General features: G+C 53.3%; 16 protein-coding genes. 4 read left to right on the top strand and 12 right to left on the bottom strand.

Annotated features, from left to right (window positions below; translation table 11 throughout):
* Nucleotides 1-23 precede the first annotated feature (23 nt).
* On the bottom strand, nucleotides 24-791 hold the full coding sequence (gene pdeH / locus BGE37_RS23675) for a cyclic-guanylate-specific phosphodiesterase (protein WP_105277798.1): 768 nt from the start codon (nucleotides 789-791) through the stop codon (nucleotides 24-26).
* Between the two features lie 231 nt (nucleotides 792-1,022).
* Between pdeH and kdgK the strand changes: the two genes are divergently transcribed.
* Entirely contained in the window at nucleotides 1,023-1,952 is a 930-nt protein-coding gene (kdgK, locus tag BGE37_RS23665; RefSeq protein WP_105277797.1) for a 2-dehydro-3-deoxygluconokinase, read from the top strand.
* A 95-nt stretch (nucleotides 1,953-2,047) separates the two neighbouring features.
* Here the strand turns inward: kdgK and BGE37_RS23660 are convergent, their stop codons facing one another.
* The 9 genes from BGE37_RS23660 to bcsR all read right to left on the bottom strand — a co-directional run bounded on the left by BGE37_RS23660 (nucleotide 2,048) and on the right by bcsR (nucleotide 17,788).
* Nucleotides 2,048-3,544 (bottom strand): M16 family metallopeptidase, encoded by a 1,497-nt coding sequence (locus tag BGE37_RS23660; RefSeq protein WP_001163161.1) that lies wholly within the window; start codon nucleotides 3,542-3,544, stop codon nucleotides 2,048-2,050.
* A 219-nt stretch (nucleotides 3,545-3,763) separates the two neighbouring features.
* Nucleotides 3,764-5,050, bottom strand: a complete 1,287-nt coding sequence (gene dctA, locus BGE37_RS23650) for a C4-dicarboxylate transporter DctC (RefSeq protein ID WP_000858214.1) — start codon at nucleotides 5,048-5,050, stop codon at nucleotides 3,764-3,766.
* A 182-nt stretch (nucleotides 5,051-5,232) separates the two neighbouring features.
* The gene (gene hmsP, locus BGE37_RS23640; protein ID WP_001266333.1) at nucleotides 5,233-7,221 is read right to left on the bottom strand and encodes a biofilm formation regulator HmsP; all 1,989 of its coding nucleotides are present in this window, start codon (nucleotides 7,219-7,221) and stop codon (nucleotides 5,233-5,235) included.
* Between the two features lie 81 nt (nucleotides 7,222-7,302).
* Nucleotides 7,303-10,776, bottom strand: coding sequence for a cellulose synthase complex outer membrane protein BcsC (gene bcsC / locus BGE37_RS23635; protein WP_105288515.1), 3,474 nt, complete (start codon nucleotides 10,774-10,776; stop codon nucleotides 7,303-7,305).
* Nucleotides 10,758-11,864: a cellulose synthase complex periplasmic endoglucanase BcsZ gene (bcsZ, locus tag BGE37_RS23630; RefSeq protein WP_105288514.1), complete on the bottom strand. Its 1,107-nt coding sequence runs from the start codon at nucleotides 11,862-11,864 to the stop codon at nucleotides 10,758-10,760. Before bcsZ ends, bcsC begins: the two co-directional genes overlap by 19 nt.
* Before the next feature lie 6 nt (nucleotides 11,865-11,870).
* The gene (gene bcsB / locus BGE37_RS23625) at nucleotides 11,871-14,210 is read right to left on the bottom strand and encodes a cellulose biosynthesis cyclic di-GMP-binding regulatory protein BcsB (RefSeq protein ID WP_001355017.1); all 2,340 of its coding nucleotides are present in this window, start codon (nucleotides 14,208-14,210) and stop codon (nucleotides 11,871-11,873) included.
* 10 nt (nucleotides 14,211-14,220) lie between these two features.
* Complete coding sequence (bcsA, locus tag BGE37_RS23620) at nucleotides 14,221-16,839, bottom strand: UDP-forming cellulose synthase catalytic subunit (protein WP_105288513.1); 2,619 nt, start codon at nucleotides 16,837-16,839, stop codon at nucleotides 14,221-14,223.
* A complete protein-coding gene (bcsQ, locus tag BGE37_RS23615; RefSeq protein ID WP_032185391.1) occupies nucleotides 16,836-17,588 on the bottom strand; it encodes a cellulose biosynthesis protein BcsQ in 753 nt (250 codons plus the stop codon). The genes bcsA and bcsQ overlap by 4 nt, the downstream gene beginning before the upstream one ends.
* Nucleotides 17,589-17,599: 11 nt before the next feature.
* Nucleotides 17,600-17,788 carry a cellulose biosynthesis protein BcsR gene (bcsR, locus tag BGE37_RS23610; protein WP_001063314.1) on the bottom strand — a complete coding sequence of 63 codons (189 nt, stop codon included), beginning with the start codon at nucleotides 17,786-17,788 and terminating at the stop codon, nucleotides 17,600-17,602.
* Between the two features lie 271 nt (nucleotides 17,789-18,059).
* On the opposite strand from bcsR, the gene bcsE reads away from it, so the two are divergent.
* From bcsE to bcsG, 3 genes are read left to right on the top strand one after another with little or no spacing between them, the layout of a single operon-like run.
* On the top strand, nucleotides 18,060-19,631 hold the full coding sequence (gene bcsE / locus BGE37_RS23605) for a cellulose biosynthesis c-di-GMP-binding protein BcsE (protein ID WP_105277794.1): 1,572 nt from the start codon (nucleotides 18,060-18,062) through the stop codon (nucleotides 19,629-19,631).
* On the top strand, nucleotides 19,628-19,819 hold the full coding sequence (bcsF, locus tag BGE37_RS23600; protein ID WP_000988308.1) for a cellulose biosynthesis protein BcsF: 192 nt from the start codon (nucleotides 19,628-19,630) through the stop codon (nucleotides 19,817-19,819). Before bcsE ends, bcsF begins: the two co-directional genes overlap by 4 nt.
* The gene (gene bcsG / locus BGE37_RS23595; RefSeq protein ID WP_000191596.1) at nucleotides 19,816-21,495 is read left to right on the top strand and encodes a cellulose biosynthesis protein BcsG; all 1,680 of its coding nucleotides are present in this window, start codon (nucleotides 19,816-19,818) and stop codon (nucleotides 21,493-21,495) included. The genes bcsF and bcsG overlap by 4 nt, the downstream gene beginning before the upstream one ends.
* Before the next feature lie 86 nt (nucleotides 21,496-21,581).
* On the opposite strand, the gene BGE37_RS25285 is transcribed toward bcsG, so the two are convergent.
* On the bottom strand, nucleotides 21,582-21,689 hold the full coding sequence (locus tag BGE37_RS25285) for a type I toxin-antitoxin system toxin Ldr family protein (protein WP_000170738.1): 108 nt from the start codon (nucleotides 21,687-21,689) through the stop codon (nucleotides 21,582-21,584).
* 375 nt (nucleotides 21,690-22,064) lie between these two features.
* The gene (locus BGE37_RS23580) at nucleotides 22,065-22,172 is read right to left on the bottom strand and encodes a type I toxin-antitoxin system toxin Ldr family protein (protein ID WP_000170738.1); all 108 of its coding nucleotides are present in this window, start codon (nucleotides 22,170-22,172) and stop codon (nucleotides 22,065-22,067) included.
* Between the last annotated feature and the right edge of the window lie 296 nt (nucleotides 22,173-22,468).

The raw sequence follows: 22,468 nt of genomic DNA, 5'->3' as shown, positions 1-22,468 counted from the left end.
AGCCAGGCGGAAAATGAGGCAGCTTATAGCGCCAGAACCGCCGTATTCAGCGTTTCTATCGGTGCCGGGCGTGAAAGAAACCAGCCTTGTGCGGCGAATGCGGGCGAGTTCTGTACATCGCGCCACTCTTCCGGCGTTTCTACGCCCTCGACGATCACCCCGCGACAATAGCGATTCATGAGATGTAAAAGCTGAGAAAAGAGTGTGCGTCCTTCCGGCGACTGACGCAGCATCACAAACAGCTCTCGCGCGATTTTGATGTAGTCATAACGCACTTCACTTAGCGCAGAGAAATTTGCCATCCCGGTGCCAAAATCATCCAGCCACAGCGGGCCAAATTCACACATCGAGGCAAAGGTTGAATCTTTCGGCAGACGGATGTGTTCCACCAGTTCGAAACGCAGCCAGGGAAGATGCTCAATCTGGCGCAGGATTTTTGGTTGCTGACGCAGGGCGATGAGCGTAGGACCATCAATATTGACCGATGCCAGCAGGCCGTGCTCGACAAAGAAGTCGGCATTTTGCGCCAGCAAATCAATCTGCTCTTTCACAACCTCCATCCGATGGCTGACGGTGATTTCAGTAAAATAGCGATCCGGCGGCAGACGTTGTAAAGGGTTCGAGGGATGCGTGACCACCGTTAATAGCTCCACGGCCATTAACCGTCCGCAGGTTTGATAGATCGGCTGCCAGGTGTAAGCACGCTCACACTGCAACCAAAAACGCCGCTCCTGCAAGCTCTCGATGCTTGCTTCAGGGTTGCTTATTCGCTGGATAACCTGCCTTATCATCAAAGATGTCCTGTGTTTAAAAGTGATGCTGCCCGGACTCGACAAAGATTATCGGCGCGCAAGAGCAGAACTTTACCGCCTGACCGGGTTAAATTTCCCCACTCCACTACGGAATCTTTCAGGAATACGTTCTGGCTCAAAAAAATAATGGAACACTGTTTTAATATGGTTGACCAGCAAACCACCACAGCGCAAACTAACGCTAATTTTTTACAGATCAGGTTCACGACTATGTCCAAAAAGATTGCCGTGATTGGCGAATGCATGATTGAGCTTTCCGAGAAAGGCGCGGACGTTAAGCGCGGTTTCGGCGGCGATACCCTGAACACTTCCGTCTATATCGCCCGTCAGGTCGATCCTGCGGCATTAACCGTTCATTACGTGACGGCGCTGGGAACGGACAGTTTTAGTCAGCAGATGCTGGACGCCTGGCAAGGCGAGAACGTTGATACTTCCCTGACCCAGCGGATGGAAAATCGTCTGCCGGGTCTTTACTACATTGAAACCGACAGCACTGGCGAACGTACGTTCTACTACTGGCGTAACGAAGCCGCCGCCAAATTTTGGCTGGAGAGTGAGCAATCCGCAGCGATTTGTGCAGAGCTGGCGAATTTTGATTATCTCTACCTGAGCGGGATTAGCCTGGCAATCTTAAGCCCGACCAGCCGCGAAAAGCTGCTTTCCCTGCTGCGCGAATGCCGCGCCAACGGCGGAAAAGTAATTTTCGACAATAACTACCGTCCGCGCTTGTGGGCCAGCAAAGAAGAGACACAGCAGATGTACCAGCAAATGCTGGAATGCACGGATATCGCCTTCCTGACGCTGGACGACGAAGACGCGCTGTGGGGTCAACAACCGGTGGAAGACGTCATTGCGCGCACCCATAACGCGGGCGTGAAAGAAGTGGTGGTGAAACGCGGGGCGGATTCTTGCCTGGTGTCCATTGCTGGCGAAGGGTTAGTGGATGTCCCGGCGGTGAAACTGCCGAAAGAAAAAGTGATCGATACCACCGCAGCTGGCGACTCTTTCAGTGCTGGTTATCTGGCGGTACGTTTGACGGGCGGCAGTGCGGAAAATGCGGCGAAACGCGGGCACCTGACCGCAAGTACCGTTATTCAGTATCGCGGCGCGATTATCCCGCGTGAAGCGATGCCTGCGTAAAAGCAGCATATGCAAAAGGCTGGATAAAGTGTTACCCCTCTATCCAGCTCATCCATAAATACCTGATGGTTGTGCTAACTCATCACCATCAGGCATTACTGTGCGGGTGGAATATCCGTCACTTCAGGATGTACGTCATCCGTGGCAACTGAGGTTGTGGCAGCAGTAGTAGATGGGGCCATGATTTGATCCCAGGCCGCCTGCAACGCTTTCATGTTAAATTCTGGCTCGCCTTTCGGCTGCAGAAGAATTAACGCCATATCGTTCGACAACTGCTGACGCAGATCCTGATTTAACATCTCCACCGTCAGGCTGTTAAGGAAGTCCTGGCGCAGTTTCTGATATTGCTCCGGCGCGATATCAACGACCTGATTTTGCAACGAACGCATCCGCTGACCCATCAAAATATCGGTATCAGCTCGCGCATAGGCGGCAAACAGTTTCTGCAGCTCCAGTTTCTTTTGCGCCACTAACGCATTGAACTCTTCTTCCGGCAGACCTTTATCGCGAACCTTTGCCAGCTCACGCGCTACCAAATTAAGGTTGCTGTTCAGCTTGTCGTTTGGTGATTCGATGTTGATGGCACACTGCGCACGCAGATACAGCACACGGCAGTCAAATCCAAGACCGATGTCTTTGCTGTTACTGGTGCTTAACGCTTGCTGAACGTGCCAGAACAGCGCCTCACGGGCCAGGTCCGCACGCCAGTAGCGCAGCAGTGCGGCTGATTCACGAATTGGCTGCCACGGCGTATCCCACATGATAGATAACCGGTCCTGACGTACCGCATCGGTCATAATACTCACCGCTTCAGGACGCAGCGGAGAAAGCGTCGGCACCGGAGCCGGTGTTTCACGTTTGCCTTTCAGTTCGCCAAACGTTTTGTTGATTTGGTCGACAACCGAGCGCGCATCCACGTTTCCCACCACCAGCAGCGTCATTGCATCCGGGGTGTACCATTTCTGATAGAAATCTTTAATCTTTTCCGCTTCAACGGGTTGTTTCAGCGGATCGGCAGGATCGTGACCTAACAAGGTTGATCCTTTCAGACGATAGCGCCACCAGCCCTCTTTAGTATCGGCAGGCCAGGTTGCCACCATGTCCTGACTTTGCAGCGCGTGGTTGATGGTTTCTGGCGTGATAGTCAGTTTGCCAGTGGCATTTGCCAGATAAGAGAGCGCTTCTTTCAGCAAGTCGTTACGGTTATTGGGCAAACTCAGATTAAACAGCGTGGTGTCATAAGAGACAATTACCGGCGGCATCGGGCGTTTAGGGTCGATCCCCTGCTGCCACAATGAACGCGCCTGTGCTGCTTCAAGGCCACCGCTTTGCGTTAACGCAATACGAGGGATGGCGTGACTGTAACCGCTCTGTTGTGTACTTTCGGCGAGCGAACCGGTATTAACCAGCAGGCGAATTTCAACGCGATCGCTGGGACGCTGGGGCGTGGTCAGCACTTGCCACTGTAAACCGTTGGAAAGCGTCCCCTGTTGCCATGCTGGATCAGGCTGGAGCGCATCTGCCTGCACATAGCCAGCAGTGGCCATCATCAGCAAACCGCCCGCTAAAAGTCGAATTTTTGTGCCCTGCATGTGAACCCCTGATCAACTATCCTGGTAATAAAAAACTGCCCGTTGTCGGTCAGTCTAAATGACGTTAAAAACACTTCGTGTTAGACCGCAAGAACATGAAAATGTCACGGAAGAAGTGAAATAAACCTGAACTCACCCAGGTGGTAAGTTCAGGCACAGGGGTCAATTATGCGCAAACACCCGCATTCGGGGAAGGGAGTGCGGGCATAAGTGGTGAGATTAAGAGGATAATTCGTGCGTTTTGCCATCCGGCGCACGATTATTCAGCACATCGTCCAGTTTTTTGTGGTCCAGTTCTTTCACCCACTTAGCAACAACAATGGTCGCTACGCCGTTACCGACCAGGTTAGTCAGCGCACGAGCTTCTGACATAAAGCGGTCGATACCAAGAATTAGCGCCAGACCCGCTACCGGCAAATGGCCCACCGCAGAGAGCGTCGCTGCCAGCACGATAAAGCCACTACCCGTTACCCCTGCCGCCCCTTTAGAAGAAAGCAGCAACACGATTAACAGCGTGATTTGGTGGACGATATCCATCTGACTGTTAGTGGCCTGGGCGATAAACACCGCCGCCATTGTCAGGTATATCGATGTGCCATCAAGGTTAAACGAGTAGCCTGTCGGGATGACCAGCCCCACCACCGATTTGCGGCAGCCGAGTTTCTCCATCTTGTCGAGCATACGCGGCAGCGCCGACTCGGAAGATGAAGTCCCCAGTACAATCAGCAGTTCTTCACGGATGTAGCGGATAAATTTGAAGATACTGAAACCAGTCGCTTTAGCGATTGAACCCAGTACCAGCACCACAAACAGGATACAGGTGATGTAGAAGCAGATAATCAGCTGCCCCAGTTGCACCAGTGTGCCGACGCCGTATTTACCGATAGTAAACGCCATTGCCCCGAACGCACCAATAGGTGCCAGACGCATGATCATATTGATGATGCCGAAAATGACCTGCGAGAAACTTTCGATAACGTTAAAAATCAGTTGGCCTTTGCTGCCCAGACGGTGGAGCGCAAAACCAAACAGTACGGCAAACAGCAGCACCTGCAGAATGTTACCGCTGGCAAATGCGCCAATGACGCTCGCCGGGATGACATCCATAATGAAGGCGACAATGCCCTGGTCTTTCGCCTGATCGGCGTAAACCGCTACCGCTTTCGCATCAAGCGTTGCCGGATCGACGTTCATTCCGGCACCAGGCTGCACGACGTTAACGATGATAAGACCAATAATCAGTGCGATGGTGCTGACAATTTCAAAGTAAAGCAGTGCGACTGCGCCGGTACGACCGACCGCCTTCATGCTTTCCATGCCCGCAATGCCCGTTACGACGGTACAAAAGATGACAGGAGCGATGATCATCTTAATGAGCTTAACGAACCCGTCGCCAAGCGGTTTCATTTGCTCGCCTATTTCAGGGTAGAAATGGCCAAGGAGAATACCAATGGCTATCGCTGTCAGGACCTGAAAGTAAAGGCTTTTAAACAGAGAGGTTTTCATAGGGTGTCCTTTAGTAAAACCACAGGTCTTGTAAGGTTATGGGGTACCTGCGGCCTTAAAATAACACCCAGACAACATCACAGAAATGTACCTGGATCATAATTGAAACAAAAAGGTTAAAAAGTTTGAGCTGGCTCGCACAAACCAGCACTTTTTAAAGTTTTGTAATCAGTTTGGGGTAGCTACTTTTCTTCCAGGTAACTCTCTTCGAAGATTTCAATAGGGAGTGGGCGAGCAAAAAGGAAGCCCTGGGCAATACCAACGCCCGCTTTTGCCAGCCAGTCGCGTTGTGCTTCAGTCTCCACGCCTTCGGCAATCATTTGTAAGTTCAGGCTTTGCGCCAACATGATAATTGCAGCAATCATGCTGCTATCTTCCGGCAAGCCTTCAACAAACATTTTGTCGATTTTTAACACGTCGATTGGCAACGATTTCATATGCTGCAGCTGACGCAGCCCTGCGTAGCCCATGCCGAAATCATCCAGCGCCACCCGAACGCCGGCATTACGCAACGGGCGGAGGATTGCCACCGCTGCATGAGGGTCGTCAATACGTCGGCTTTCTGTCACTTCCAGAATCAGTGTTCCCGGCTGAATGCGATAGCGGGTTAACAGTTCCAGCATATCCGCTACCATATTCGGGTGCATCAGTTGCAGCGCTGAGAGGTTTACCGACAAGGGCAACATAATGCCGCGCTCTTGCCAGGCAGCCAGCAGTCGACAGGACTCTTCCAGCACCCAGTGACCGACGGTAACCATCAGCCCACAGCACTCAATGCGATCGATTAAGCCATCCGGCAGATCCCAACTGCCATCCGGTTGCTGGATACGCAGTAACACTTCCGCACTGACCAGTTTACCGCTGGTCATCTCGACCTGTGGCTGTAACCAAATCGCAAACTGATGATTTTCCAGTGCATTAAGGATATCGCTCTCTTCCGTCAACCGCTGTTGGGCGGCTTCCATCTGCTGCGGATCAAAGAACTGAATCTGATTCTTACCTTTATGGCGAGCGGTAAATGCCGCAGAAATAGCGCGACTGTAAAGCTGTTCGGCGGTGAGATCGCCGTAGAACATCGCCACGCCAATGCTACAGTGCGGACGGAGTTGAATACGTTCAATCGGCAGGCGCTCGCTCATGATAGTGAGCACTTGCTGACCTAAAGTAATAGCATGCCACGGCTCCTGTACACCGTTGGCAATGACAGCAAAGTCATAACCACTAATCTGCGCGAGGATCATACGTGGCGACAGTACCGATTTGAGTTTTTCCACCAGCGTCAGCAGCAGAATTTCTCGTTGCGCCTCTTTCAGCACGCCCGCAGTATCACGCAGGGTTTCACAGGTGATAATCATCAGCGCGGTGGTTTGTTTACGCGCGACAACCTGCTCCAGCATCTCCATCAGCAAGGCTTTGTTCGGCAAATCCGACACCGGGAAGCGCATCGCATTTTCGTTCTGTTCTTCATAATGGCGCTGCAGCAATTGCTGGTTGAGGTTGTAACTGCGCACCAGCATACCGATTTCATCGTCCTGATGCAGACGTGGTAATGCCAGTTGGTGACCAACAAGCTCCTGGGCTGGGATGGCGTTAAGTTCACGAGCAATATTGCGTAACGGATGCAAAATCAGGCGGTTAATGCACCAGCTAATCGCCACCGTCAATATTAACGACAAAAGTAAGTAAATGGTCACTAACGTCGAGAGGGTGCTCATCACGAACTTATACATGCGGAAGGAATCCGCCTGTAGCACCAGATAGGCAATTGGCTGCGGGTTTGCCGGACGTTCCAGCGAGTAAACGCCCAGCGAGATTTGCACCGGTAGCTCAAACATGCGAGTAACCATTACCGGCACCGGACGCTCTGGAATAAAACTTTTACGCAGCGCCTGGAACTGGTTAGGCAGCACCACATCGGCACGGCTGACCACGCCTGCCGGTTTAATGCTGGCAAGAATAGCTTCCGCTTCGGGAATATCGCCTTTCAAAATGGCAGAAGATAAGGGTTCGCGGACAGAGCGAGCAATGCTTTCCAGTTGCGTAGCCGTGTTATAGCGATTCTGCTGGACCAGATGGAACAGCAAAACGGTGCAAAAAATAAAAACGAACACCAGGACAACGGCTGCCACCATTGCCATCTGCTTGATTGTTAACGAGCGACTTACGCGCAAATTGTCTCCCCCCGGAAATCCCAGATTGCCGCCCGAGTATACCCGATCGCAGCGGCATTAAGAGAGGCGCTATCTGAAAACTTACCAGTCGGCGTAAGGTATCAGCGGCTGCGGCGGTAAATCCATGTCACCCTGCCATCCGGCGGCGGAATAACGTACGTAGAGCAGGAAATGGCTGGGCGCGTAATCCTTCGCTTGCTGGATATCAATTGCCGTACCGACAAACCAGTTGGATGTGACGCGACGCTCAAGTAATGCCCGCGCCGTATAGCCAAAGCCCTGACTGCTGCCGCCATCGTTGGATTGCCGCGCAGCTTCTTCCTGCCAGTCAGTCGGGATCAGATTCATCAGCGGATACCGCGGCATGGTTTTGGTGCGCGAATGCGACCACGAACCAGACGCCCCCAGCTCCCACGACCAGTTTTCTGTCCGTTCACGCCACATCACCGGAATGGCAAACGACAGGTATTCCTGCGGGCTGTAGTAACCGCCCTGACCGAGTGAGTACCCACTCAGGTCTTTGTCGTAATGCCAGATCATATTGTTCAGGCCAATGGTCACACGGCGATTATTCTGGTTGATGACCTTATAGTAATAGCCCGTCATCCAGCGCACGCGCCAGTTATCTTCGACATTTTTACCGGTTAACTGGTCACCGCTAAGCGATGCCCAGACGCCGTTTGCTTCACCTTTATCGTAGCTCAGGCTTAGCCCCACGCCGTCGGCACGCACGCCGCCCCATTTTTTCCCGGTATTGCTCGGGGAGTCTTTTTGCCCGCCAAAGGCCAGCAAAGAACTGGAGATGGGCCGACGATGGGCGTTAACTGTGTAACCCAGCGGCCCGATATCATCGCTGTAACTGATGCCGCCGACCACATCCACCACGTTGAAGCCCATCGGCGTGGTGCCGATATCCCAGCTCCAGACGTCATTTCGCCAGCCGACCGCCACGCTGGCACCGGAATCCGACTGGCTGCGGTTGCCGCTACAGTCCTGTAATGTACAGGTGCCCCAGTTGTCATCCCATTTGCCATCGGCATTCGTGGAGAAACTGCCGACGTTCATATTGACGAAATCACTGCGAAAGAACATCCGCCCGTCAGAATACGGTGCGTCCACCTGCAACATAGTGGTGTGCGCTTTCAGATCGGAATAACCACCGGTGCCGCTCGATCCCCAATAATCATGCTCAAGGGTGACGTTAAGATCCTGCTGGCGGTAGAGATCTGCCGCATCGCTGCGCACGCCGCGTTTCAGCCAGTCATCTTTCTCGTCGTTACGAGTCAGCCGGGTAAAGGTGTCGTTATCCTGCGGACGCGTCGTGGTCACACCGGATGCGACCATCGCGTCTTTGTAGGTTTCCAGCGCCTGCGTTGGATCGCCCGCCTGCGCTTCAAACTTCGCACCGTCGCGCAGTACCATCGCGCTTTCCATCGACGGTGGCTGAGATTTTGCCTGCGGGATCAGCTTGTTAAATGTCTGCTGCGCCGCTGCGGTATCGCCAAGCTGCGCCTGCGCCAGCGCCACGCGCCGCTGTGTGTTCAGGGAGGCGTTATCGGTGGCAGGCAGTTTCGCCAGTTGGCTACGTGCCGCCGCTTTGTCACCGGCAGCGATATCCACTTCCGTCAGGCCAAGAATGGCATCAGCGTTAGTTGGCTCCCGCGTCAGGACATTCTGATATGCAGCACGGGCAGCAGCGTAATCACGTCGTTGTTGCGCCCAGTCAGCCAGCGTCAGATCAATACGCGAGGAAGGCGGTTGCTGGCGCAGCATCGCTTCTGCTTCTGCCTCTTTACCGTTTTCTCGCAGGCGATTAGCGGTTTCCAGCACCTGGTCGCTTTGCAGCCGATTAACCAGCTCCTGAATATTGCTGTTCCACTGCGCGCGCGGCAGGCTGTTGATATGCGCCAGTGCCGCTCTGTCCTGGTCGTGACCTGAGAGGTACAGCCCGTAAGCGTAAACCTGCTCCGGGTCGTTCGGCTTCTGCTGCGCGAGATTGCGCATTAACGTATCGGCCTGGCTGCGTTGTCCGGCCTGCCAGAGATCCTGCGAAAGTCGGTAAGTAATCCATACACTGCCGGGGTCCAGTGCCAGTCGTTGCCGCTGAAGTGCTGCTGCCTGCGCCCATTTGCCCTGGTTTTCCAGTGCCTCTGCCTGCTGTGCCAGATGATCGTTTTGCAGGCTACGTTCGATATCATCAATGCTGCGCCGCTGGCTGGCAGAGAGCGAGGCGATAAACGCTTCTGCTTTTTCTGGCGATTGCTGGCGGTAAATATTCGCCAGCCCGCGCACGGCGTTGGTATTGCCGCTGTCCATGCGCAGCGTCTGCTGGTAATAGCGTTCGGCGGCGGAATAATCTTTTCGCGCCATCGCCACATCGCCCAGCCCCAACACCGCATAGCTGTCGGTGTTATCGACACTGCGCGCCTGCTGGAACAGGCGTTCTGCCCGGTCAGGATTATTGGCTTTCAGCGCGGCATCACCCTGCTGGATCGCCAGCCAGTAGCGGTTTACTTTCAGCAGACTGTTCCATTTGTCGTTGTTGCTGCTGTGCGGGTCCAGTGCGAGGGCTTTTTCCAGATTCGCCACCGCATTGACGCGATCGCCTTTCTGAGAATACGCCTGGCCCAGCGCCCCCAGTGCCTCACTGTCTTTCGGGTTCGCCCGCACTGCCTGTTGTAGTTCGGGAATGGCTTTACCCGCCATGCCAGAGTCCACCGCCGCTAAACCTTGCACACGTGCGCGGAAAGCAGGATCGGCCAGTTGTTTTTGCTGTTCTGCCAGTTGCGATTGCGCAGCAGCTACGCTGTCGCCATCGCTAAAGATAGAGAGATATTTTTTCAGCGCCTGCACGCTGGCATCGCTGACAGGCATGTCTTTAATCTGCCCGTACCAGATTTTAGAGGCTCCCTCGCGCCCGGCGTTCGATTTCGCCATCTGCTCCAGTACAGCAAAACCTTCATCACGGCGATCGCTACTAAACAGCAATAGCGCCAGATTGTTTTGCAGGCCCGTATTGCCTGGCGTATCCGCATTAATGCGTTTTAGCTGATTAATCGCTTCGCCACGGCGAGCCGGAATTTTCGCCACCGTACTCCAGTACTCGACGGCAATGTCACCTTCCGGCGGCGCACCGTTGAACAGCTTGTTGTAACTCGCCACAGCTTCTTCTGCATGACCGGTAGTCGCCTGCAATCTTGCCTGTTGCAGTGCCTGACGACCATCCGGCGTAGAAAGTAACATTGTGGTCCGCGACGATTTATACGCATTTGAACTCGGCGCTAACTGCGACAGCCGATCGAGCTGTTTTTGCGCGCCATCAATATCGCCCTGACGTAACAGAGAACGGAAACGGGCGGCAACGACGTCCGGGTTATTTGGATCAATAAGTTCCAGCCGATACAACGACTGTTGCACCAGGTCTTCACGATGGGTCGCTTCGCCTAACCGAACTTGCTCCAGCAACTGTTGCTGAGCGGTTGGTGCTGCCTCGACCATCGGCATGACGGCCAGACCGAGGGAAAGCGTGAATATGTTTAGTGTGAATTTGCGCATTCCTGGCCCCAGTCAGGTAATAACTCACCTTTTGTCGAGAAGCGGAAACGGTGTTGATCCCAGCCTTGTCCAAACAGGGTCAGCACATAGTTGTAATAGGCATCGCTGCCGGGAAAGTTATCGGCCACGCGCTGGCGCTGAACGGCCTGTGCATCGCGGTTTTGTAAAAAGGGCAGCATGGCGGCAGAAAAACCGACCGGTCCTTTACCCTGCGCTTTCCCCGTAGCCACATCGACTTTTTCCGGCGGATAGCCGTTTTTCTCGGTGAATGTCGCCATCGGTTTAAACCGGTTGAGCATCCGCGCTTTTTGCGGATCGCTGTCAGGCATCATGCCTACCCACATGTAAACACGGATAGCGTCGTAGCTGCTGATCAATGTTTTTTCGGCTTTTAGCTGCCAGCCTTTGTCTTTCTCATAGCGCACCCAGTCTGGTGAAAAGCCTTTCGGGGCGGTTTCCAGCAATAAACGTTGATTGGTTTCGCGCAGCGTAGTCCACGGCGCGCCAAAGCGGGTGAAATACTGCGCCAGCGTCGGCGGCAGGTAGCTGGGGTTAAAACACCAGCTGTTATCCTCAGCAAATCCCACTTTGCCCGGTAACAACATGGAACCCAGCCCAGGCACCGTCACCACTTCCTCCCGCGCAATACGTTTTAACAACGCGCTGCCGATGTCGGTATAACGCTGCTCTTTCCACAAACGCCCCGCCTCCAGCAACGACCAGGCCATCCAGACATCACCATCAGAGGCCGAATTGCTGTCCAGCACTTCCCACTTACTGTTCTCTTTCTTGCCCCACAGCCAGGCGGGCAAATGTTCTTTTAAAGAACCCTGAGCGAGATTGTTCTGCGTCCAGTCGAGAATATTATCGAAAGCTGCACGGTCGTTAGCCGCCAGGGCAAAGAACATGCCGTAACTTTGCCCTTCGGAGGTGGTGATTTTGCGCGCGTCGCTGGGGTCGATGACGCGCCCTTCCTGACTGATGTAATCCTTTTTGAACTGCTCCCAGGCAGGCCAGTTGCAGGCTGCCTGAACACTAAAGGCAGCCAGCAGCAGCATCGTCACGAGTCCACTACGCAACACATTCATCTTCAATTACTCGTTATCCGGGTTAAGACGACGACGGCTGATAATACGCAGCAAACGCCACAGTACCCAGGCCAGCAGCACGACGCTGATTGCCGCCAGCACCGCCAGCAGAATCGGATGGTTTGCCAGCGCATACCATAAGCGTTCGAACCACGGCAGATGGCCAACGTAATAGACGTCGCCAACACGCAGGCTATTGATACCGGACTCGCGGATCACCGCGACCGAGCCGAACATGGTGGCGCGTTTGCCGCTATCGTTCACCGCATCGTTAAGCATTTCATAACCGCGTGGGCTATCTGCCAGCAGCGCAATCACGCTACGCTGGTCGTTATACGGCGACTGGAAGCCAATCACCGCTGCCATCGCACCGGAAGAGGTCAGCGTTGATTGAGTTTCTGCCGCGCGATCGCTCTCGTCCGGCACAATGCCGGGGAACGGGGTCTGGCGCATCGGCGTTTTCACCCAGCTTTCGGTCGCCTGCACCAACAGGTCGATCTGCTTGTCGTCTTTCAGTTTGTCCGGGATACCACCGATGATCATGATGTCGGCATCTTTGCCCTGAATGGTGCTGCCATCATCGGTCACCGTCAGGTTAATCGCCGGGAAGCCCGTCTGCGCACCGATAAAGCCAACGGTATTCAGCAAGGTTTCCATCTGTGCTTCGTTAGGCGCTTTCGGCATCACGGTGATGGTTTGTGACAGATCCGCCATCCGGCTGAACGGGAAGCCCGCGTTAGCAAAGGCGCGTAGATCCGGCATCGGGATGAAGTGGTAATACTTCGAGAAGTCGATGGTGGAGTCGTCACCAATCACCACATGATTCTGCACCGGCTGGAAGGTAATACAGTTATCCACCGAACCGCCCGGCATCGGGTTCATATACTCAAAGTCGAACCGCAACTGGTTGGTCGCGCCCAGTTTCAGCGCCGGAATAGAGACATCCGTTTTGCCATCCAGCAAACCTTGTAATACCGGAATACGCAGCAGCAGGCGGTTCGCCTCCTGTTTACTGCTCAGGTTGAAGGATTGCAGGAACTGGTTATTCAGGCTGATATCCATCCGCGAACTGTCTTTCACCGGCGGCATGGTGTAGCGATAGTTGATATCCATATCAATGCCGGTACTGCGCATCAGGTAGAGATCCGGCGGCAGGTTTAGCGAAACGTTAATCGCTGCTGGCTCAAGACCGCTGGATTGTAACTGTTCTTCATAGGTTTTTAGTTCACCAAAGGTGACCGGGCGATCGGTACGCACCCAGTTCGGCGCATCGTACGGCTTACGCGGTAGCAGCGGTTTCACTTCATTCACTACCACGCTTTCACCACGGAACAGAATGTTACCCTGAGCGATACCTTTCGCTGCCTGCAACAGGTCTTTGTCGTCACGACCAAAGACCACCAGCAGTTTGACGTAAGGATTCTGTGGATGGTTGATCATCTCAATCACCGGGGCTTTTACCGCCGGATGATCGCGCAGGAAGTCCGGGCGTTTGTCATTAGTGGCAAAAACGATGGCATTGCGATCCGGCAGTTGGTTATAGAGCACCGGGAAGTTCTGCCCACGCCAGCCAGAACGCGAACCAAACCACGAGGCGACAATGGCAGATGCTTGTTGCAGCCCAACATCCGGCGCACCCGCAAAGACCATCGGCAAGGTGTTGGTGCGGTTATCACGCGGGTCAAAGAATGGTACCGGGAAGTGTGACAGATCATTCTTCACATTCAGGGTCTGATAGGTCAGATCCAGTCCACTGCTCCGCCCAACATCCAGCCAAAGCGTGGTGCTGGCCGGATTTTCGCACACGTCCTGATAATGACCGACAAACTCCAGCCGCACACGGTTGAAGTCGGTAATAAACAGTGGGTTAATTGGCATTTGTGCCAGCGTTTTTTTACCCAACTGTTCTTTGGTCACTGGCAGCACGCCCATCAGTTCATCATTGAGATAAACCTTTAACTGCGACTGGACAGGCAGTAACGATGGCGATGGCGTGTATTCGAGGTTGAGCATCGCCTTCGTCACCACTTCATCGCTGCGCATACCAAACTCAATGCTGCCGTTCGGGTTAATGCCACGTAGCACCATGCTGCCCGGCGGTGGCGCAATTTGCGCAAAGGTCAGCTTCACATCACGCGAAGGACCGTTCTGCGCCACGATGGGGGCATCAGCGCCCTGCACGCCCGGCATCACTTGCCCCACCTGCGGATTTTGTTCCGTCTGGGCGGCTACAGCTGGCTCAGCATTGATCAGTGGTTGCGTTGCTGGCGTCGCCTGCGTCATGAAAGAGGGGAACGCACTCATCCCCATAGCCACTGCACAAATCCAGAATAGTTTTCTTTTCATCGCGTTATCATCATTGTTGAGCCAAAGCCTGATCCGATGGTTGTGCCGTTTCGCTCCGCTCCGTGCGGCGCGGAATAAACGATACAACCCAGGAAACCAGAGAAGTCAGCACACGGAATATGCCCTTCACCGAAGAAGGCGCAAACTCCGCCAGATGGCGGTAGCCACGGAAGCCGAGCTTCAGAATATCCAGCAGACTTTCCAGCGGCTTATCTTCCGGATAGCTGTCCTGCCAGAGCGCCCATGTATCCGCACGGGCAAACGTACACTGCACAAAATCGATATGTTGCTGGGTGGTGAGCGGCATTAATTTCAGCCCAACTTCATTACCCATCACGCGCGCCACCTGGGCCGGGAAGACGTATTCTTGCTGACCGCGTTTAAGCAACAGATTCACTTTCTGCCCTTCCAGAATCTGTGCCTGACCGTTGATCTTGATCCCCAAACCACCGTCGGAGAAATCCTGAACGGTACACGAGAAGAGGTGACCATCTTCGCGGGCAATTGCCGCGGGCATCGTCATCTCCACGCGGTGCGATCGGCGAACCTGTTTGCTTTCTACCGATACCGCTACCGCACCACCGAGAATAATCAGGTTGTAGAACACCCACACCATACTGACGATGACAGTGAGCATCTCGGTTGGCGGGCCGTAGAAGTAACGCCAGATACCGACCGCAATACCGACCAGGTTGAGCAATACCAGGAAAATGTAGGGCCGTGAGATCACCCAGTCGACGTACTCTTCTTCCACCAGTCCACCTTTGGCGGTGACGTTAAATTTGCCTTTGTGCGGGTTAATCAGCGCCACCAGCGTCGGTGGTGCGATATACCACGCCAGTACCGTTTCGTAGATTTCGCTCCAGAAAGAGTGGCGATATTTACCCTGAATCTTCGAGTTGGTCAGGCTGGCGTGAATCATATGCGGCAGCACAAACAGAGCGATCATTAACGCTGGCGCGTAGATGATGTAGGCATGCAGCAGCAGGAACGCCAGCGGCGCAGTCAGGAAGATCAGTCGTGGAATGCCCGACAAGAAATGGAACATGGCGTTGACGTAGCACAGCCGCTGAGCAAACTTCAGCCCTTTACCGGTGAGCGGGTTATCGAGACGGAAGATTTGCACCATCCCGCGCGCCCAGCGAATACGCTGACCGATATGCGCCGACAGACTTTCGGTCGCCAGCCCCGCCGCCTGTGGAATACGCATATATGCAGAGGTGTAGCCACGACGGTGCAAACGCAGAGAAGTATGCGCATCTTCGGTTACCGTTTCGACAGCAATGCCGCCAATCTCATCCAGCGGCTTACGACGAATCACCGCACAGGAACCGCAGAAGAAAGTGGCATCCCACATATCATTGCCGTCCTGCACCAGACCATAAAACAGCGTGCCTTCGTTTGGCGTTTTACGAAAACGCCCGAGGTTGCGTTCAAACGGGTCCGGTGAGAAGAAGTGGTGCGGCGTCTGCATCATCGCCAACTGTTTTTCTTTCAGGAACCAGCCCATGGTCATTTGCAGGAATGAGCGCGTCGGCACGTGGTCGCAGTCGAAAATCGACACGAACTCGCCTTTGGCATATTTCAGCGCATTGTTGATGTTGCCTGCTTTCGCATGTTCATGAGTGGTACGGGCGATATATTTCACCCCCACGTTTTGTGCAAACTGGCGAAACTCTTCCCTGCCGCCGTCATCGAGGATCCAGATGTTCAGCTTGTCTTTCGGCCAGTCGATACCCAGCGAGGCGTAAATCGTATTTTTCACCACGTTGAGATCTTCGTTGTAAGTCGGGACAAAGATATCCACCGACGGCCACAGCGACATATCTTTCGGCAATGGCACCGGCTGACGATTCAGCGGCCATACCACCTGGAAGTAGCCGAGCACCAGCACAATCCACGCGTACGTTTCAGCGAACAGCAGAATAAGCCCGCACACCAGACTGACCGGATCGTCCCAGTTCAGCGTAGAGGTGTAGCGCCACCAGATATAACGGCAAGAAACGGTCAGCGACAGCACAATCAACATTAGCGCCGAGAAGCGCCCCGGCATCCGCCGTACGATCAGCGCTACACCCCACAGCAGCATCAGGAAGATAAACTGCGCCAGCGGGTTAAACGGCTGGGTAACGCAGATTAACGCCAGAATCAGCGAGAAGGTGACGATGATACCGAGGATCAACCGCCGCGCCCCGGCGCTCAAATGGCCGAGTTCTTTTTTCTCATCGAGATGCTGTGTTTTATGGCTAACGCGCTCAGGCAGCTCGTTCATCCATTGATGGTAACGTCCACGAATATTCTGCAGACCTGAAAATGTCCGCCTGCGCGGTTTCGGCGTTTCTTTGCGCGATGTACCGATCAGTAACCAGCATGTTTGAATGAGATAACGGACCGGGTCCAGCGGACGCGGACGCGAGGCGTTGATATGCGGATACAGGTTTTTATGTTCTGCGCGAATACGCTGCCAGCGCGGGTGCTCCAGCGGGATAAAAATCCAGGCAAGGATCAACCAAAAACAACCGAGCGTCGCGCTGAAAGCCGACGCGCCGTGACGACGATAATCGCGATAACGCCCGATAAGCCGCGCGTTGACCGGCGGGAGAAGCAACCACCGGGTCAGGATACTCATGATGCACTCCCGACTGGTGTTTTCAGCCCGGAATAGTTCAACAGGCACCAGTTAGCCAGCGTCAGTATCTCTTCAGCCGCCAGCGCATCACTGCGGTATTCACCGACTGGTTGCTTAGCCGCCAGGCATTGAGCCATCGCTTCATCACGATGAATGAGCATTGGCAGTAATCGGCGCTGGCTTTGCAACCAAAGCTGGTAAATATCGTCCTGAACCTGACTGCCGATACGGAAGTCATTAATCAAAATATGCGCGCCATCCGGCAGCGCCTGCTGATGCAGCCGGATATGGCAGTTGGCATCCACATTGACGATTGCCAGCGAGTGATCGCACAAACTCAGCAGCTGGTGGGTTATCTGCGAGGCATCACGCGGTAAGTCGATTAAAATCCACTGGTAACGCCCGCTGGCTTTTAGTTGCTGTAAGCCGGAGCAAATATCGCTCAGCCGGGTTTGCCAGTGCTGTGGATTTTCTTGTTCTTCAATGGATAACTGACCAAAAGGCAGCAAATCGAGTTGCGAGGTATAGCGCAACCCGGCGTCACGCCAGTCCTGACCGTCCAGCATGGCTCTGGCCCAGCCCTGACGGTGGGTAAAATCGACGTTAAATGACAGGCGCAACAAGTTGTCCGGGCAGGCATCGACCACCAGGACATCTTCTCCCAACATTTGTAATGACCAGGCTAATGCGGCAGTGATGGTTGTTGTTCCCACGCCTCCCCGCACCCCCTGCAATCCCAGTACGGCCATTCACCAATCCCCTACTTTTGTTGCGCAAACTCTGCCAGCAACGGCCAGCGTTTTAATGCCGCGGCCAACTGTTCGCGTTGGGAAATATCGGCATAATCAATATCAGGCAGTGAAAACGCCTGCTTTAACGCCAAAATATCATTCTGGAAGATATAGCCTATCGCGGGATCAGGCAGAGTATCTGGTTCATTGTTATTCATTTGCTTGATCCCTATGAAATAACCGTACCGTTCATGAGACAATTCTAACCGTGAGCATTTCGCCGGTTTATTGTTTACGGCGAGACGGGAATTTGCTCACTTTTTGACTTTCCGTTACGCAACAAAAAAAGTTAAAAACGAAAAGACTAAAATCACACGTCTTGTGACCTGCTAAATTGATTCACATGCTAAATCTGATAAGTTTTAATTTCAATGGTAGGTTTATTTCTTAGCTTTCGCTAGTAAACTGATAATCAGACAAAATGATGACATGAGGGACATTGTGGACCCTGTATTCTCTATCGGTATCTCATCATTATGGGATGAGCTGCGACATATGCCAGCAGGCGGCGTCTGGTGGTTTAACGTCGATCGCCATGAAGATGCTATCAGTCTGGCGAATCAAACAATTGCATCCCAGGCTGAAACCGCACACGTCGCGGTCATTAGCATGGACAGCGATCCGGCGAAAATCTTTCAATTAGATGATTCTCAAGGGCCGGAAAAAATAAAATTATTTTCAATGCTAAATCATGAAAAAGGTCTATACTATTTGGCCCGTGATTTGCAGTGTTCTATTGATCCCAATAATTACCTTTTTATTCTTGTTTGCGCAAATAACGCATGGCAAAACATTCCTGCCGAACGGCTTCGCTCATGGTTGGATAAAATGAATAAATGGAGCAGGTTAAACCATTGTTCGCTTTTGGTAATTAATCCCGGAAATAATAACGATAAACAATTTTCATTGTTGCTTGAGGAATACCGTTCACTTTTTGGTCTTGCCAGTTTGCGTTTTCAGGGCGACCAACATTTGCTGGATATTGCCTTCTGGTGCAACGAAAAAGGGGTCAGCGCCCGTCAGCAGCTTAGCGTTCAGCAACAAAAAGGTATCTGGACATTAGTTCAAAGCGAAGAGGCAGAGATCCAACCACGCAGCGACGAAAAACGCATTCTGAGTAATGTTGCTGTACTGGAAGGTGCGCCGCCGCTATCGGAACACTGGCAACTGTTCAACAATAACGAAGTTCTGTTCAATGAAGCCCGTACCGCTCAGGCGGCGACGGTGGTCTTTTCTTTACAGCAAAATGCGCAAATCGAGCCACTGGCCCGCAGCATTCATACTCTGCGTCGCCAGCGCGGTAGTGCGATGAAAATCCTCGTACGGGAAAATACCGCAAGCCTGCGCGCCACCGATGAACGTTTGTTATTGGCCTGCGGTGCAAATATGGTTATCCCGTGGAATGCGCCACTCTCCCGCTGTCTGACGATGATCGAAAGCGTGCAAGGGCAGAAGTTTAGTCGCTATGTGCCGGAAGATATCACTACCTTGCTGTCAATGACCCAGCCGCTCAAACTACGTGGTTTCCAGAAGTGGGATGTGTTCTGTAATGCCGTTAACAACATGATGAATAACCCTCTCTTGCCTGCACATGGTAAAGGCGTTCTGGTTGCCCTACGTCCGGTACCGGGTATCCGCGTTGAGCAAGCCCTGACGCTGTGTCGCCCTAACCGTACCGGCGATATCATGACCATTGGCGGTAATCGGCTGGTGCTGTTTCTCTCATTCTGTCGGATTAACGATCTGGATACCGCGTTGAATCATATTTTCCCATTGCCGACTGGCGACATTTTCTCAAACCGTATGGTCTGGTTTGAAGATGATCAAATCAGTGCCGAGCTGGTGCAGATGCGCCTGCTTGCTCCAGAACAATGGGGCATGCCGCTGCCTTTAACGCAAAGTTCTAAACCGGTCATCAATGCCGAGCACGATGGTCGCCACTGGCGAAGAATACCAGAACCAATGCGACTGTTAGATGATACTGTGGAGCGCTCATCATGATGACCATCAGCGATATCATTGAAATTATTGTCGTTTGCGCACTGATATTTTTCCCGCTGGGCTATCTGGCGCGGCACTCTTTGCGACGCATTCGCGACACCTTACGTTTGTTCTTTGCTAAACCTCGTTATGTTAAACCGGCCGGGACGTTACGCCGCACGGAAAAAGCCAGGGCAACCAAAAAATGACTCAATTTACGCAAAATACCGCCATGCCTTCTTCCCTCTGGCAATACTGGCGCGGCCTTTCCGGCTGGAACTTCTATTTTCTGGTTAAGTTCGGCCTGTTGTGGGCGGGATATCTTAACTTCCATCCGCTCCTCAATCTGGTGTTTGCCGCGTTTCTGCTGATGCCCATTCCGCGCTACAGCCTGCATCGCTTACGCCACTGGATTGCCCTGCCGATCGGCTTTGCTTTGTTCTGGCATGACACCTGGTTGCCGGGCCCGGAAAGCATAATGAGCCAGGGTTCGCAGGTGGCGGGGTTCAGTACCGATTATTTAATCGACCTTGTCACACGCTTTATTAACTGGCAGATGATTGGGGCCATTTTTGTTTTATTAGTGGCCTGGTTATTCCTGTCACAATGGATTCGCATTACCGTTTTTGTGGTTGCCATTCTGCTATGGCTGAACGTACTTACCCTGGCGGGACCAAGTTTCTCCTTGTGGCCTGCCGGTCAACCGACGACCACTGTAACAACGACGGGTGGTAACGCAGCGGCAACCGTTGCGGCGACGGGTGGCGCACCGGTAGTGGGTGATATGCCCGCACAAACTGCACCGCCAACAACGGCGAACCTTAACGCCTGGTTGAATAATTTCTATAACGCGGAGGCGAAACGTAAATCGACCTTCCCGTCTTCGCTGCCCGCTGATGCTCAGCCATTTGAACTACTGGTGATTAATATCTGTTCGCTTTCCTGGTCGGATATTGAAGCCGCCGGGTTGATGTCGCATCCGCTGTGGTCGCATTTCGATATTGAGTTCAAGAACTTTAACTCCGCCACCTCCTACAGTGGCCCGGCGGCGATCCGTTTACTGCGCGCCAGCTGCGGGCAGACTTCGCACACTAATCTGTATCAACCGGCAAATAACGACTGCTATCTGTTTGATAACCTGTCGAAACTGGGCTTTACCCAGCACCTGATGATGGGACATAACGGCCAGTTCGGCGGTTTTTTGAAAGAAGTTCGCGAAAATGGCGGCATGCAGACCGAATTGATGGATCAAACAAATCTGCCGGTTATTTTGCTGGGCTTTGATGGTTCGCCGGTTTATGACGATACCGCCGTGCTTAACCGCTGGCTGGACGTTACCGAAAAAGATAAAAACAGCCGTAGTGCCACGTTCTACAACACGCTTCCACTGCATGACGGCAACCATTATCCGGGCGTCAGCAAAACAGCGGATTACAAAGCGCGAGCGCAGAAATTCTTTGATGAGCTGGACGCCTTCTTTACTGAACTGGAGAAATCGGGTCGTAAAGTGATGGTGGTAGTGGTGCCGGAACACGGTGGCGCGCTGAAGGGCGACAGAATGCAGGTATCTGGCCTACGTGATATCCCTAGCCCGTCTATCACAGACGTCCCCGTTGGGGTGAAATTCTTCGGCATGAAGGCACCACATCAGGGGGCACCGATTGTCATCGACCAACCGAGCAGCTTCCTGGCTATCTCCGATCTGGTGGTTCGCGTTCTTGATGGTAAGATTTTCACCGAAGACAATGTTGACTGGAAAAAACTCACCAGTGGGTTGCCACAAACAGCACCGGTCTCCGAGAACTCAAATGCAGTGGTTATTCAATACCAGGATAAACCGTACGTTCGCCTGAACGGCGGCGACTGGGTGCCTTACCCGCAATAAGAACGAAAAAGGCCGCAGAGTTTCACCCCTGCGGCCTGATCCGGGCGCAAATTGCCATTACGGCAGCCTGACGCTCGTCCGACACGTTACTTCCGCTTGTTCAGCCAGTTCACGATCAGACTGGCAAGAATGCCAGCAATGACCGGAGCCGCTAAATCATGCCAGAAGGCCATGCCCAGTTCTGCGAGCGTCATATAGCCGCCTCTGTTGTAATGACAACGTTTCGCGGCTATTCTTGAGTTGTTTGGGTTCAAGATTAGCCCCCGTGATGTTGTCAGGTGCATACCTGCAACGTGCGGGGGTTTTCTCTCTCCAGCAACCAATGCCACCAGGGATTAAGCCCCCGCAACATTGCGCCTCACCGGAACCCTTCCGGCTTGCCGCTGATTCTACGACTGTTTTTCTGTTCCGGAATCCATCACTTCTTCACTCTGTGCTGCACATTCCGCAGAATATTATCCGCTTGCAACCGTTGCATTTTTCTTACGAAAAAGGCCGCAGAGTTTTATCCCTGCGGCCTGGTCCGGGCGCAAATTGCCATTACGGCAGCCTGACGCTCGTCCGACACGTTACTTCCGCTTGTTCAGCCAGTTCACGATCAGACTGGCAAGAATGCCAGCAATGACCGGAGCCGCTAAATCGTGCCAGAAGGCCATGCCCAGCTCTGCGAGCGTCATATAGCCGCCAGTGTTGTAATGACAACGTTTCGCGGCTACTCTTGAGTTGTGTAGGTTCAAGAATGGCCCCCGTGGTGTTGTCAGGTGCATACCTGCAACGTGCGGGGGTTTTCTCTCTCCAGCAACCAATGCCACCAGGGATAAAGCCCCCCGCAACATTGCGCCTCACCGGAACCCTTCCGGCTTGCCGCTGATTCTACGGCCATTTTTGTTCGTCGAAATCCATCACTTCTTCACTCTGTGCTGCGCATTCCGCAGAATATTATCCGCTTGCAACCGTTGCATTTTTCTTACGA

The organism is Escherichia sp. MOD1-EC6300, from assembly GCF_002965045.1.
In the GTDB taxonomy this organism is placed as follows: domain Bacteria; phylum Pseudomonadota; class Gammaproteobacteria; order Enterobacterales; family Enterobacteriaceae; genus Escherichia; species Escherichia coli_F.
The sequence above is the reverse complement of the archived record's forward strand: the minus strand, read 5'-3'. Positions and strand labels throughout refer to the sequence as shown.